Raw genomic sequence first — 13977 nt, forward strand, 5'->3', positions numbered from 1 at the left:
ACACGGAGGAAATATGCTGAAAGATAATTTTAACATTAGTAATATTCCCGCGGTTTTGTGGGGAGATAAAAGTGAAAAAGTTTTTATTGCAGTACATGGAAATATGTCAAATAAGGAAGATGCAGTTATTCAAAAATTAGGTGAAGAAGCTAATCAAAAAGGTTATCAAGTATTAAGTTTTGATTTACCTGAGCATGGAGAAAGAACAAATGATAATACTCCTTGCAAAGTACAGTTTTGTGTTAGTGAATTATCTATAATTATGAATTACGCAAAAGAACATTGGAAAGAAGTAAGCGTGTTTGCATGTAGTATAGGAGCTTATTTTAGCCTTTTAGCCTATCAAAATGATGTGATAGAAAAGGCATTATTTTTATCACCAGTAGTTAATATGGAACGAATTATCGAAAATATGATGAAATGGTTTAATGTAACACCAGAACTTTTGCAAAAAGAAATGACTATAGAGACACCTATTGGTCAAAAGTTATATTGGGATTATTTATGCTATGTAAAAGAACATCCTATTAATAAATGGAATATAGATACATATATTATGTACGGAGCAAAAGATGAACTGTGCGAATTTGAAACTATTAACGATTTTACAAAAAAACATTGTTGTGAATTAGAAGTCATGGAGACGGGGGAACATTACTTTCATACTGCAGAACAGTTAAAGATATTTGAACAGTGGTTACACAAACATATCAATTAGCAAATTATAATGTATCTTGAGTCTGTTAGAGAAGGATGGCAAATATATAAACTAATATAATATTTGAGAGATATTATAAATGTATTTACTTAAACGGCTTTATTCATGATTTTTGTGTACAAATAGCTTTAAATGTATAGAAATTAGACAATTATATTATCGATTTATATCTGAAGTGAAGAATAGCCATTCTACGAATTGAATAAAGTAACAATCATAAAAATGCTCAGAACAAAAGATTCTTGAGCATTTTTATGTATTTTCATATTAAGGGGGGAATTTACTTGAAAGACATACATATTCAACAAATTGAAGATTTAATGATATACGAATACGACTATCTCATTGAAGAAAGTAAAGAAGAAGGATTTAATTTCCTAATAAGACTAATAAGTGAATATGAAAATAAAATAAACACCTTTAATAAAACTGGAGAATGTTTACATGGTATCTTTCAAGGGGAAAAGTTAATTGGAATAGGAGGGCTGAATGAGGATCCATATACAGAAAACAATAAGATTGGTAGGGTAAGGAGATTTTATATTGCAAAAGAATACCGAAGGAAAGGATTAGGGAGGTTACTGTTAGTACGAATTTTAAACGATGCGAAAAAATATTTTAATATTGTTGTCTTACATACAGATACAGAACAGGGTGACAAATTTTATACTTCGAGTGGATTTGTGAAAGGGACAAAATATGTGGGAGCGAGCCATTATTTGAACTTATATAAAAGGATGTAATGAATTATTATTTATCCCTCTAATAGAACTTTTGTTCTATTTTTGTGTAGATTGATGTTATAATTTATATGAATCTAATATTAGAATGGGGAATTGGATGATGGGAGAAAATAAAATTATTAATGATTTCAATGAATATTCAATTTGGTTAAATACATTGAAAGGTATGAAAGAGGAATTGTGGGTGGCTCCAATATCAGAGGGGAAATGGACTGTTAGCGAGATCATATCACATATTATGAACTGGGATGACTATCTTTTACGTGAGACATTATCGTCAGTGAGAAATGGACAGGGAATGGAGTTCCCTGATTTTGATACATATAATAAATTAGCATCTAATTATGCTAAATCAGGTATATCTAAGGTGAAACTTCTTGAAGAAGCAAAAGCTAAAAGAGAGTTACTCGTAAAAGAACTTAAATTACTGCCTGATGAAAATCTAAAGACACCTTTAACAGCCAATGGGGTATCACATTGTCCTCATACTGGAACGCCGTATTCTCTTATATATATTATTAAAGAATTTATAGATCATGATAACCATCATAAAAGACAGGTTATTCATTTTTTAAATGAAAATGTAGTTGCTAACTGATAAATAAAAGATCCCGCAAATGATATTTGTGGGATCTTTCTTACATTATAATTTAACATTCATTTCTTTCAATAACCCCTTCGGATCACCTTTCACATAATAAAAATGCGGATTATTTTCATCATCGTAAAGCATAATATAAGGTTTTTGATTAAGCGGGAGGAGAATAAGTACTTCATCAATTGTTGTATGTAACCATTGATTTGTAATAGAAGTTGGTTTAGATAATGGGATTTTTATCATGTGACCATCTTTTGGAACGACGTTTAAGTTTTTGAACGGGCCAGTAATGGATTTAGCGTATTGAACAGCTTCTTTTTGAATAGCTGGATCTAAAGATTGTTTTTGAACGACCATTTCTTTTTGACAATCAAACACTTCAATTTGTTGATTTGTATTTGCGAACACATTTGTTGATAATAAGAAACAAAGAAGAGTAATGACCCCGATTTTTTTAATCATAATACAACACCTCGTTTTTACTATACCCTTAAAACGTTCAAATATTTTTCTGTCACATTGATGTAACAAAGAAGTTGTATAATACAATTGGTTTTTGTTTAATAGCAATGGAGGATAATGTATGAGAGTATTAATAGCAGATGATGAACAAGATATGTTAAGGATTTTAAAGGCTTATTTCGAGAAAGAAGGCTTCGAAGTTTTATTAGCAAAAGATGGAGAAGAAGCACTTCAAATATTTTATGATGAAAAAGTTGATTTAGCTGTTTTAGATTGGATGATGCCGAAACATAGTGGTATTACTGTCTGTCAGGAAATAAAAAAGAATTCAAGCGTAAAAGTGTTAATGCTTACAGCGAAAAGTGAAAGTGAAGATGAATTAGCAGCCCTTCAAAGTGGCGCAGATGAATATGTAAAAAAACCATTTCATCCAGGCGTATTAATAACTAGGGCGAAAAAGCTTATACAGCATGATGATGTCATTCAAATTCAAGATTTGAAAATAGATTTCACTAAAAATAAAGTTTATAAAAATGACAAAGAGTTAGATATTACAAAAACAGAGTTAGAATTGATAAAGTGTTTTTTAAATCATAAAGGCATGATTTTAACTCGAAAAAAATTGTTAGATATCGTATGGGGATTTGACTATTTCGGAGAAGAGCGAACTGTTGATACACATGTAAGAAGATTACGTAAAAAAGTAGGAGAAAATATTATAAAGACGCATCGTGGTTTAGGATATAGTTTGGAGGAGCAGAGTGAATAAACTTGGAAAAAAGCTATTTCTCAGCATTTCTTTAACTGTTATTCTTATTTTTACAATCTCTTTATTATTAATTAACTATCTTTTACCGAAATATAATATTTACAAAACGCGAGAAAGTTTAGAAGGTATTACAGCACAAATACAGTCCATACCGAGCAAACAACTGGATGAAGCAATTACTAGCATTGAAAATAAAGGAAATGTTACGATTGCGTATACATCAATTAACAATTCGGAAGATCGAATTAATGATGAGTTACGTATGCAACTTACAAGGAAAAGGGTTGCCCTTAATAAACTTTGGATTACAAAAGAAGAAGTAATGAAAGTAAAGAACTTCGGGCAAGCGAATAAAATATATGATCAAGAAAAGATTAAATCTAGTTTTTTTGTGAAATACATTGCGAAAGACGATATGTTAATTTTAGTAGGAGTTTCGATCGCAAATTCTAATGAAATAATAAAAACGTTAAATTCATTTTATTTTTACATTTTTGGCATTACGATTTTTCTCATTATCGTACTTGTATGGATACTTTCAACGACAATCACCAGACCATTGAAAGAATTAAGTAATGTTGCAGAAGATATTTCAAATTTGAAATTTGAACGAGCGAAAGTGAAAACAAATGATGAAATAGGGGACTTAGCTAATAGTATTAATATCATGAGTGAAAAACTAAATGAAGCGCATGAAGATTTAACAGATCGAAATGAACATTTAAAACGATTTATGGGTGATGTGACGCATGAATTAAAGACTCCAATCGCATTAGTGAAAGCATATTCTATGGGAATAAAAGATGGTTTAGATGATGGTACATACATAGATACAATCATTAAACAAACTGATCACATTTCAAACCTAATTGAAGAGTTATTACGATTTTCTAAACTAGAAAGAGATGTTTTACAAAAAGAAGAATTCGATATTAAATCACTAGTCCAAAGTATATTAGATAAGCATAAGATTGAACTGGAATCGAAAGAAATCAATTTGCAAGTGAACTATAATGTTAGCGATGTAGTGGTTAATGCTGATATAAATAAAATGAAAATGGTCTTTCAAAATTTAATATCTAATGCGATAAAATATACAGCAAATCAAAATATAAAAATTACTTTAGAAGATAGAAATGAAAATATATATTTTCAAATTCAAAATGGTATGAATGCGGAACAGATGAAAGATATCGATAAAATTTGGGAACCTTTTTACGTCTTAGAATCTTCTCGTAGTAAAGACCATTCAGGTACAGGGTTAGGCTTAGCGATAGTGAAAAGTATTTTAGAGAGACATGGTTTTGACTATGGAGTCTCTACTTTAGATGGAGAGATACGATTTTATATTAATATAGAGAATGATTAATTCAATACTTTTAGAAGCATCGTCTATTATTAGGCGATGTTTTTTATAGATTATATGAGAGCAGTAAATCAGAATATATAACCTCAAAATCTCGTTTGAAGAGTGTTCTACAAATTTTTCAAGTTGTTGCATAAAATATAAACTGAATTTTCTGTAATTTTAGTGTATAGTAAAAGGAGAAATATATGGGGAGGCAAGGGTATGGGGAAAAAGAAAATAGCAATTACATTATCAACAATCTTATCTTTATCAGTCACATCAGGAGTTTCTAGTATGACTGCGTATGCAGACAGTAAAGAAACAAACTACATAAATGAGAATGATGTGAAGTTAAATGGAAATATTTCAGAAGCGTTACGTTCAAACACGAAGATCGAATTAGAAAATGGAATGACAAAACCGATTTATTCGCTTGATGAAGCAATTATTGAAAATTTATTTGTGGAAACAGAAGTTGATAGTGATCGAGATGGAAAAAAGGATCGTGTATCAGTAAAGGTTATGCGTCCAAAAACTAATTCGAATGTGAAAGTTCCCGTTATTTATGAAATGAGTCCATATCGATCTGGCTTAAAAGATGTTCCTGTATATAATGTAGATGAAGAATTGTATGCGTATGAAGGGAAACCGTATGGAGCTGTTAATCTTGGTTCATACGGAAATTATTATGTGCCAAGAGGCTATGCAGTCATTTTAGGTGAAAGTATAGGAACTGGAAAATCAGACGGATGTCCAACTACTGGGGATGAGCAAGAAATATTAGGGACGAAATCTGTCATTGATTGGGTGAATGGACGTGCGAAAGCATATACAGAAAATGGTGAGGAAGTTAAGGCTGATTGGTCAACAGGAAATGTAGGGATGACAGGAGTATCTTATAATGGTACGTTACCGAATGCTGTTGCGACGACTGGTGTTGAAGGGTTAAAAACAATTATTCCAATCGCAGCGATTAGTAGTTGGTATGATTATTATCGTGCAAACGGTGCAGTCATTGCGCCTGGTGGATACCAAGGAGAAGATACAGATAACATGGCAGAAGCAGTTCTAACAAGAGAAAATCCTGAAGTTTGCGGACAAGTAATAAAAGAGCTAACAGCTGGACAGGACCGGAAAACTGGTAATTATAATGATTTTTGGGATAAACGTAATTATGTAAAAGATGCTAAAAACGTAAAAGCGAGTGTATTTGTTGTTCATGGTTTAAATGATTGGAATGTAAAGACGAAGCAGTTTGCGCAGTGGTGGGAAGCACTTGGAGAAAATGATGTCCCTCGTAAAATGTGGTTACATCAAGGTGGACACGGTGGAACATCAACAAATGATTGGCAAAGAACACAAAATAAATGGTTCGATTACTGGTTGTATGGAATTGAAAATGGGATTATGAATGAACCGATGGTGGATGTACAACGTGAAAATAAAACTTGGGATAAAATAAAAAATTGGCCGGATCCAGCAGCTGTACCGTCAAAAGTTCGTATGTATTTAAGTAACAAAGCAGTTAATTTGCCATTAAGTATGGGCTCTGCAAATAAAGTTTTCTCATTCGTGGATGATGCAAAAATGAAATCAAATCAATTAATAGCAAACCCAGAATTAGAAGTAGCCAATCGATTAGTGTATACAATGCCTGTACTTCAAAAAGATACGCGTATAAGCGGTACACCAAAGATTTCAATTACAGGAAATATTGATCGATCTGTATCAAATTTAACTGCTTTACTTGTTGATTATGGTGGAGCAAAGCCGGAAATTGTAACGAGAGGCTGGATGGATCCACAAAACTTAAAGAGTATAGAAAATTCAACAGCGATTCAACCGGGCAAAGATTATACATTTACATGGGATATGCAGCCTGATGATTATGTATTTAAAGCGGGGCATCAAATAGGGGTTATTTTAATCGCTAGTGACTATGATTATACAATTAGACCGAAAGCGGGCACGAAGCTTACAGTAAAATTAAGTGAAGTAACATTGCCGATTGTGAAATAAATAGTTATGAATAAAGAGCTTACTGCATAGTAAGCTCTTTAAACTTTGAAATGGGGAGTTTATTATGAATTTTTATTAGTAGATACAAAAATGCTTACAACAAATAAAAAAATTGCATTCATGATCAATAGACCACTAAAGGTAAGCCCAGCAAAACCTCCAGCGAATCCATCTCCTACTTTTTCACCAATTACGTGCAAAGTGGCGAAGAAAACAACGGGAGAAGAAAGTATGAAAATACCACTGGCTATTGTCCATATCCGTTTATATTTCTTTGCTATAAAGAAAATCATTGTATTAAAAGTGATAAGAAGAAAAATAAATCCAATTAATGAATTCATCATATCCTCCTTTCAATATAATTCTGAATTTTCATATGTTCATTTTGAATGGAATATTATACAATATAATTATATTGTATGGAAAGCGAGTGATATATTATGACAGTCAGCTCTTTCGAATGTTTATTAAAAATAAAGGTACAGGAAGATTAATTGAGTTAAAATCTTCCGTACGTATAAAACGGAGGAGAAAATAAATGTTTAGTTTTTATAGTACACTTTGCACGGAACTTTATGATTACACAAAGCCTGTCGGGTATTCTTTAAATGGTGATATTGAGTATTACCAAGAACGTTTAAAAAATGGTAGAGGAAGAATTCTCGAAGCGGCAGTAGGATCAGGGCGTGTTATCATCCCACTTCTTGAAGATGGTTTTAAAGTGGATGGGATTGACTATTCACCTGAAATGCTAGAATCGTGCCGTATACGATGTAATGAGAGAGGCTTACATCCTCATTTGTATGAAGGAAGTTTACAACAATTTTCACTGCCACATAAATATGAGACAATTATCATTCCTACTGGATCCTTCTGTTTAATTGAAAATCGTGCGGATTCTATAAACGCATTGAAATGTTTTTATGAACATCTTAATCCAGGCGGGCGTTTAATCGTAGATATTATGCTTCCGCATGACTGGAAGACTGGAGAGATTCATACATCGACCTTTTCTTTGCCAAGCGGAGACGGAATTACATTAGAAAATAAATCAATTGAAATAGATTGGTTGAACCAAGTTACTCTATCATATTTAAAATATGAAAAATGGAGTAAGGGACAGTTAGTACAATCAGAACTGCAACGCTTTGCGGTGCGCTGGTATGGAATAGACGAGTTTAAACTTCTGTTAGAAAGTATAGGTTTCTCTAACATTACTTGCTCGGCTGACTATGTTTATGAAAATGAACCGTCAAATGCAAATCAAATGTTTACTTTTGAAGCTATGCGAAACGAAAAATAAAGAACTATCTATGATAACAAGGCAGTCGATATAGTATCGATTGTCTTGTTTCAATTGTATAGTACCTATATGTTATTACGTTTTCATTGTCCAAGCATTCTTCTACTAACTACATATACTATTTATATTAAAGACAGTCGCTATTTTCAATAGAACTGTTATTTTTCTATAAATGATATTTTAGAGGAGTAGGGGGATAAATTTGGAAAAGGAAGCACAAGGAAGAATTGAAAATCAAGTGTATTCAAACCGTGTATTAAGATCAGAATTTGATGCAAATTGGGAAACATGTATATCAAAAAGTGGTTATGTAATTTATGTAGCGACAAGTAATAATGCTGAAGTAATTGTCCTTCTTGGAGATGGTTCAAGTAAATTATTAATATTTGAAAAAGGCGGTAAAGTAGTAGTAGGCGGCGGTGGAACAAGTCATTACAGTAAACCGCATATCGCAAGAAACATTTAAGGTAGAACGCGTTAATTGAGAAGAAGCTGGAAAACGGTTCGGCATTCATGTTTAGAGCATGATAGACTAACCGTTTTTATTTCTTTAAATCATTTTAGAGGAACTTGATTTATTACAAATACATCGGGATGACTAGCGAAAATTGGAAGGGAATTGTACGGATAAGAATTCGAATTAGAATATAAGTTTGGAAGAAACATAAAAGCAATATAAAAAAGCATTTCCTATTTCGGGAAATGCTTTTTCTATGTTATAGTATAATAGTGTTTCGAAACGATGTTATTTTAATATACTTCAAATCTTGTTGTGTATTATTTTTATATTAAATTAGTCGTGCAAGTATTTTTTTTATATAAGGAGTAACAATTAGAGAAATGAAAAATATAGACTTTATACTAGAAAGTGATGAGGCATTAAAACCGTCTGAACGATTAGTACTATTATTATTAGAGAAGCATAGAATGTTATATACGAACGATCTATTAGCGTTATCTAATTTATCATATAAAACATTAACGGATTCATTAACAGCGCTTGTTTTAAAATCATATGTGTTAAAGGAAACAGGTAAGGGAAGAAGACAGAATTGTTATAGATTGGTATGATAAGGTTGCTGATTTTAGAGAGTTCATATTAATGTTTTTCAAATGTAAGGAGAAATTTTATTTTTGTTTTCAAATGAAAAAACGAACCGCGATGCGTACTTAAATATTTGGATTTCATTTTTGTTAATGATGATTTTATAATTATTGAAAATAGAAAAATAAAATAAACTGCATAAAAAAGAAATAAAAAAACAACCCGTTTTAAAAATGGATTGTTTTTTTATTGAAATAATATTATTTGATATGTTGAAAGTATGAATGATTATTCTACTTCGCTTGTATACTTTTCAGGTAATAATTCCATTACGTTACATTTTACCAGTTCACCATTATATGAAAGTATAACGTTCGTATTTATTCCGTAATCACTTATTAATTCTCGACACATACCACATGGAGCAACAACCCAACATTTTTCTATATCTTCATGAGGGTGTGGGTGAGCAACTGCGACAATGGTATCAAATTCATGATCGCCTTCTGAAATAGATTTTCCAATCGCCATAGCTTCACCACACACTGTAATTCTTCCAACATTCGCTTCAACATGCACTGCTGCATAAATATTACCTGTTTTAGTACGTACAGCGGAACCGATATGATGACGGCTATATTTATAGTTTTTTTCAATTACTTTTTCAGCAGCTGTAATTAAATCATAGTCCTCACTATTTAAAGGTATTATTTGTAACATAATTTCTCCTCCTTATTAAACATAATTACCGCTATTTTAACAGAAAATTTTAATATTTAAAACAAAAGATAGAAGTTGACGATATAATATTATTATGTAAACTGTCGTTTTGACAGGAAAATATAGTAATTAATAGAACATATAGAAGAGTATACTTAAATATTTTGAAAGATGAGAGAATAGCATATGATATTGCATTAGAAAAAGGATACGAGCACCTTTTAAAACATTAAAAACAGGAAGTGAACGTATGATAAATAAATGGAGTGTAGGCATATTTTTATTTAACGAGATAGAAGTGTTAGACTTTGCTGGGCCATTTGAAGTTTTTTCTGTAACCGAAGTGGATGAAGAAAAACCATTTACTGTTTATACAGTTAGCCAAAATGGAGAAATGATTACAGCAAGAAATGGATTAAAGGTAAAACCGGATTATAGTATTGAAGATTTACCACCAATTGATATTTTAATCATTCCAGGTGGTAAAGACGTTAGGGAAAATGAAGTGCAAAATGATATTATAATAAATTGGGTTCGTCAGCAAATGAAAGAAGTAAAGCTAATGGCTTCAGTTTGTACTGGAGCGTTATTACTCGCGAAAGCTAGTTTACTGGAAGGTTTAAAAGCAACAACGCATTGGGCTAGTATTCAAACTTTCAAAAAAGATTTTCCGAATGTAGAAGTAATGGAGAATGTGAAATTTGTAGATGAAGGACACATTATTACCTCGGCAGGGATTTCAGCTGGTATTAACATGTCATTTCATATTGTGAAAAATTTGTTAGGTGTGGAGATTGCTGAAGAAACGGCCAAAAGTATGGAATATGATATTGATTTACAAAATTAAAAAGCCCAGGCCGGGCTTTTTTATATTGATTGAATATAGCTAATCTCCTCATCACTCAAAATAGGGCGAACAGACGCATTTGCATTTTCTTGTGCTTGTTTTTCTGTTTTTGCACCTGGGATTACAACACTCACTGCTGGATGAGTGAGTATATAGCGAAGTGCAAGTTGCCCTAAGGTCTGATTTTTATTTGAGAGCAACCGAAGTTTCTCTACCTTTTGTAAGTCTTCTTGAAACCAATTTTCATTTGGCCAATCTTTGCGTAAATCTCCATTTGGAAAAGTTGTTTTATTTGTGAATTTTCCAGTTAAAATACCCATTTTTAACGGCCCACGAATAACAGCTCCTAGATTTTTTTCTTGTAAGAATGGCAAAATATCATTTTCTGGTTTTTGATTCAATATATTGTAATCAATTTGTACGATGTCAATTTCATTGTTTTTATTGAAATGACGAATGTATTGTAAATCATGTGTCGAAACACCAACTGCTCTTACTTTTCCATCACGTTTTAATACTTCAAATGCACGTAAAAATGCTTCTGTTTCTCTACGATTATGCCACCAAATATGACAAAAATAAAGATCAATGTAATCTGTTTGAAGACGTTGTAAACTTGTTTCAAATACGGCGATAATTTTTTCGGGAGTATCATATACAGGCTCTCCATTCGGATCGTAGTGATGTCCGATTAAACCGCCTTTCGTTGATAGGATAATATCATTACGATGTCCTTTAATTGCGGTAGACACTAACTTTTCACTATGTCCTAAACCATACACATCTGCAGTATCAATAAAATTCACACCACACTCAATTGCTTTTTTTATAGCGGTTATAGATTGTTTATCGTTAACAGGTCCCCATTCATCACCACCGATTGCCCATGCCCCAAAACCTATTTCAGAGACAGTTATTCCAGTTTTACCTAATGTACGGTAATGCATATTTTTCCCCCTTGTAAGCATGTTATAACATCGATATGTAGGTAAGGTATTTTGTGTGTAAAAAAACTCTTCTACAATAGTAGAAAAAGAATAACAGAAACTACTATTTTATGGCAGCATACATAAAAAAATGCAATGTAAATATGGAAATGTCGTCGAATGCTATCTTTAATTGGTTAATTTGTAAGATATTTTTGTGAAGGAGCTTATTTTATAAGAATAGAATTATAGTTAGTAAGGGATTATGCCGAGGGTAGTGAAAATATATGTGTTAGGGGGATTTCATAATGAGGAAACTCAAGCGAATAAATGTTCCTAATATAGAAGAGCAACTATCACAGCCTAATGAGAAGCGAGCAATTAATAAGAAAAAACTAAGAAGATTTATATTCATGTTTATATTTATTGCGGCGGTTACTTTGTACGTTCAATTTATTTTAACGAAACAACAAGAAATAATCGTAGAAAAAAAAGATACTATAACGAATCAAAAAAAACAATTGGTCTCTTTAAAGAAAGATCAGGATTCTTTAAAGACTAACATAGAAAATTTAACAGACGATGAGGAAGAAATTTTGAAGTTTGCGAGAAAAGAATATCAATTTTCTAAGTCAAATGAAACTATATTTGTGTTGCCGAAGTAGTGTAATAGAACAGTTAGCGATTGCTAGCTGTTTTTTTATGTCTGAATGGCATGGTACAAGTAACAATCACATATTGTAAACATGAAGAGTTTAAGCTGTTTTTATAATTATGGAATATACACCGGAATAAATGTTGTTAAAATTCTGTCAATTTTATTATAATACAAGGTAAGCGGATACATTTTTTAATCAACGTTGAGTTTATCACTCATACGACTATTAAGAAAACCGTTATCCCGTATTAGAAAGGAAGATAGCTGTGTACGCTTCAAATACAATTTATATCGTAGGGGATGCGAAAGCACCTCAAAATAATCCTATTACCGAAAAGTTCAAAAGTTATTTTGTAGCATTTGTACTTGTTAAGGAGACTGGGGAAATTGTAGATGCAGATTGCTCAGCGACAATTGCATTAACATCACAATTCGTTAAATATTTGTTTCTACATAAAAATATTAATGATCCACTATTGGTAACAGAAATAAAAAATAGATACTTCGGTTCGTCTCAAAAAGCACTACTTGTAGCATTAAAAGATGCACAGAAAAAATATAATCAAATCGCTGCTTTGTCTACCCATTCCTAGACAAAATCCAGCCATAAGAATCTTCTTATGGCTGGATTTTTTTATTTTACATTAACCTCCTATATGAAAAGCAAGCGAAAGAGGAGATTAATTGCCCGTAAAAAACTAATCTATTTTGTGGATTAAGGTTACACTTTGTCAGACAACGAAAGGATGAACAATATGAAAATTACCGATGTAAAAGTAAATCGTAGACGTGTAAATCTTCATACACCGTTTAAAACGGCGCTTCGTACCGTAACTGAAATAGAAAGTATAGATGTATATATTTATACAGATGCAGGAATTGTTGGGAAGGGTGCTGCAACCGCAACACCAGTTATTACGGGGGATTTCGCTAACGGAATTGAAGAAGCAATTTTAGGACCGATGCGTTCCTGTTTAATTGGTCAAGATATTATTCAATTTCAGCAGTTACTGCAGCACATTCAAATGAGTTGTATTGGAAATCCAAGTGCGAAAGCGGCGGTAGATATTGCTTTATATGATGTGTATTGTCAACACCAAAACGTTCCACTTTACGCATTATTAGGCGGGAAGAAAGAAATTCATACAGATATTACGGTGAGTGTAGATGAACCTTTTATTATGGCGAAAGAGGCAAAGCAACATGTAGAAAAAGGATTTCAAACTTTAAAAATTAAAGTGGGAAAATCTGCTCATTTAGATTTAGAACGTATTGAAGCAATTCGAAATAGTGTACCAAAAAATACGACGTTACGATTAGATGCAAATCAAGGGTGGAATCCAAAAGAAGCGGTTACGATCATTAAAGAGATGGAAAATCGAAATTTAAACATCGAATTTATTGAACAACCTGTTCATGCGAAAGATTGGGATGGATTAAAGTATGTCAAAGATCATGTACAAACGCCCATTATGGCAGATGAAAGCATATTTTCAGCGAGTGATGCATTGAAAATTGTTCAAGGAGGATATGCAGACTTGCTCAATATTAAATTAATGAAATGTGGTGGCATACGTGAAGCGTGGCGTATTGCCGATATTGCCGAAACAGCTGGTGTAAAATGTATGGTCGGAAGTATGATGGAATCTTCACTTTCTGTTAGCGCTGTAGCCCATTTAGCTGCTGCACATCCTAATATTCATTACTTCGATCTGGATGCACCGCTTTGGTTAATGGAAGAACCGGAAGGAATGACGTATTCTGGATCAAAGGTAAACCTTCAATCGACAGTGAATAGTAAATTTTAGGAGAAGAGATTAG

The 13977-nt window shown here is 32.2% G+C and carries 17 protein-coding genes and 1 pseudogene; 14 read left to right on the top strand and 4 right to left on the bottom strand.

Translation table 11 applies throughout. The features are described from left to right. Positions 1-13 precede the first annotated feature (13 nt). The 3 genes from JDS82_RS07145 (at position 14) to JDS82_RS07155 (ending at position 2059) form a co-directional block, all read left to right on the top strand. On the top strand, positions 14-718 hold the full coding sequence (locus JDS82_RS07145; RefSeq protein WP_000910326.1) for an alpha/beta hydrolase: 705 nt from the start codon (positions 14-16) through the stop codon (positions 716-718). A 284-nt stretch (positions 719-1002) separates the two neighbouring features. Beyond that, entirely contained in the window at positions 1003-1461 is a 459-nt protein-coding gene (locus JDS82_RS07150; RefSeq protein ID WP_000651673.1) for a GNAT family N-acetyltransferase, read from the top strand. 100 nt (positions 1462-1561) lie between these two features. Continuing rightward, a complete protein-coding gene (locus JDS82_RS07155; RefSeq protein ID WP_199712931.1) occupies positions 1562-2059 on the top strand; it encodes a DinB family protein in 498 nt (165 codons plus the stop codon). A 45-nt stretch (positions 2060-2104) separates the two neighbouring features. On the opposite strand, the gene JDS82_RS07160 is transcribed toward JDS82_RS07155, so the two are convergent. Continuing rightward, complete coding sequence (locus tag JDS82_RS07160; RefSeq protein WP_048566233.1) at positions 2105-2521, bottom strand: hypothetical protein; 417 nt, start codon at positions 2519-2521, stop codon at positions 2105-2107. Between the two features lie 121 nt (positions 2522-2642). Here JDS82_RS07160 and JDS82_RS07165 point away from each other — a divergent pair, with 121 nt between their 5' ends. The 3 genes from JDS82_RS07165 to JDS82_RS07175 all read left to right on the top strand — a co-directional run bounded on the left by JDS82_RS07165 (position 2643) and on the right by JDS82_RS07175 (position 6657). Beyond that, a complete protein-coding gene (locus JDS82_RS07165) occupies positions 2643-3290 on the top strand; it encodes a response regulator transcription factor (RefSeq protein WP_001264414.1) in 648 nt (215 codons plus the stop codon). Continuing rightward, positions 3283-4659, top strand: a complete 1377-nt coding sequence (locus JDS82_RS07170; protein ID WP_199712932.1) for an ATP-binding protein — start codon at positions 3283-3285, stop codon at positions 4657-4659. The genes JDS82_RS07165 and JDS82_RS07170 overlap by 8 nt, the downstream gene beginning before the upstream one ends. 201 nt (positions 4660-4860) lie before the next feature. Then, positions 4861-6657, top strand: a complete 1797-nt coding sequence (locus JDS82_RS07175; RefSeq protein ID WP_199712933.1) for a Xaa-Pro dipeptidyl-peptidase — start codon at positions 4861-4863, stop codon at positions 6655-6657. Between the two features lie 62 nt (positions 6658-6719). On the opposite strand, the gene JDS82_RS07180 is transcribed toward JDS82_RS07175, so the two are convergent. Then, on the bottom strand, positions 6720-7001 hold the full coding sequence (locus tag JDS82_RS07180) for a hypothetical protein (protein ID WP_098094597.1): 282 nt from the start codon (positions 6999-7001) through the stop codon (positions 6720-6722). Positions 7002-7195: 194 nt separating this feature from the next. Between JDS82_RS07180 and JDS82_RS07185 the strand changes: the two genes are divergently transcribed. The 3 genes from JDS82_RS07185 to JDS82_RS07195 all read left to right on the top strand — a co-directional run bounded on the left by JDS82_RS07185 (position 7196) and on the right by JDS82_RS07195 (position 9031). Then, the gene (locus JDS82_RS07185; RefSeq protein WP_199712934.1) at positions 7196-7960 is read left to right on the top strand and encodes a class I SAM-dependent methyltransferase; all 765 of its coding nucleotides are present in this window, start codon (positions 7196-7198) and stop codon (positions 7958-7960) included. A 202-nt stretch (positions 7961-8162) separates the two neighbouring features. Next, positions 8163-8426, top strand: a complete 264-nt coding sequence (locus tag JDS82_RS07190; protein WP_000409900.1) for a hypothetical protein — start codon at positions 8163-8165, stop codon at positions 8424-8426. A gap of 374 nt (positions 8427-8800) precedes the next feature. Beyond that, positions 8801-9031, top strand: coding sequence for a hypothetical protein (locus JDS82_RS07195; RefSeq protein ID WP_000789031.1), 231 nt, complete (start codon positions 8801-8803; stop codon positions 9029-9031). Positions 9032-9293: 262 nt separating this feature from the next. Here the strand turns inward: JDS82_RS07195 and JDS82_RS07200 are convergent, their stop codons facing one another. After that, positions 9294-9725, bottom strand: coding sequence for a cytidine deaminase (locus JDS82_RS07200; RefSeq protein WP_199712935.1), 432 nt, complete (start codon positions 9723-9725; stop codon positions 9294-9296). A 170-nt stretch (positions 9726-9895) separates the two neighbouring features. Between JDS82_RS07200 and JDS82_RS30160 the strand changes: the two are divergent. After that, a pseudogene (locus tag JDS82_RS30160) lies at positions 9896-9958 on the top strand (ankyrin repeat domain-containing protein); the annotation flags it as partial. Positions 9959-9975: 17 nt separating this feature from the next. After that, entirely contained in the window at positions 9976-10572 is a 597-nt protein-coding gene (locus JDS82_RS07205) for a DJ-1/PfpI family protein (RefSeq protein ID WP_199712936.1), read from the top strand. Positions 10573-10592: 20 nt separating this feature from the next. Here the strand turns inward: JDS82_RS07205 and JDS82_RS07210 are convergent, their stop codons facing one another. Continuing rightward, positions 10593-11519, bottom strand: coding sequence for an aldo/keto reductase (locus JDS82_RS07210; RefSeq protein ID WP_000559363.1), 927 nt, complete (start codon positions 11517-11519; stop codon positions 10593-10595). 287 nt (positions 11520-11806) lie between these two features. On the opposite strand from JDS82_RS07210, the gene JDS82_RS07215 reads away from it, so the two are divergent. From JDS82_RS07215 to JDS82_RS07225, 3 genes are all read left to right on the top strand, one after another. Next, the gene (locus JDS82_RS07215; RefSeq protein WP_199712937.1) at positions 11807-12163 is read left to right on the top strand and encodes an FtsB family cell division protein; all 357 of its coding nucleotides are present in this window, start codon (positions 11807-11809) and stop codon (positions 12161-12163) included. A 259-nt stretch (positions 12164-12422) separates the two neighbouring features. Then, on the top strand, positions 12423-12749 hold the full coding sequence (locus JDS82_RS07220; protein WP_000271317.1) for a DUF3870 domain-containing protein: 327 nt from the start codon (positions 12423-12425) through the stop codon (positions 12747-12749). A gap of 153 nt (positions 12750-12902) precedes the next feature. Continuing rightward, complete coding sequence (locus JDS82_RS07225; RefSeq protein ID WP_199712938.1) at positions 12903-13964, top strand: dipeptide epimerase; 1062 nt, start codon at positions 12903-12905, stop codon at positions 13962-13964. Positions 13965-13977: the final 13 nt, after the last annotated feature.

The organism is Bacillus cereus group sp. N14 (assembly GCF_016483555.1).
GTDB classification, from domain to species: Bacteria; Bacillota; Bacilli; order Bacillales; family Bacillaceae_G; genus Bacillus_A; species Bacillus_A wiedmannii.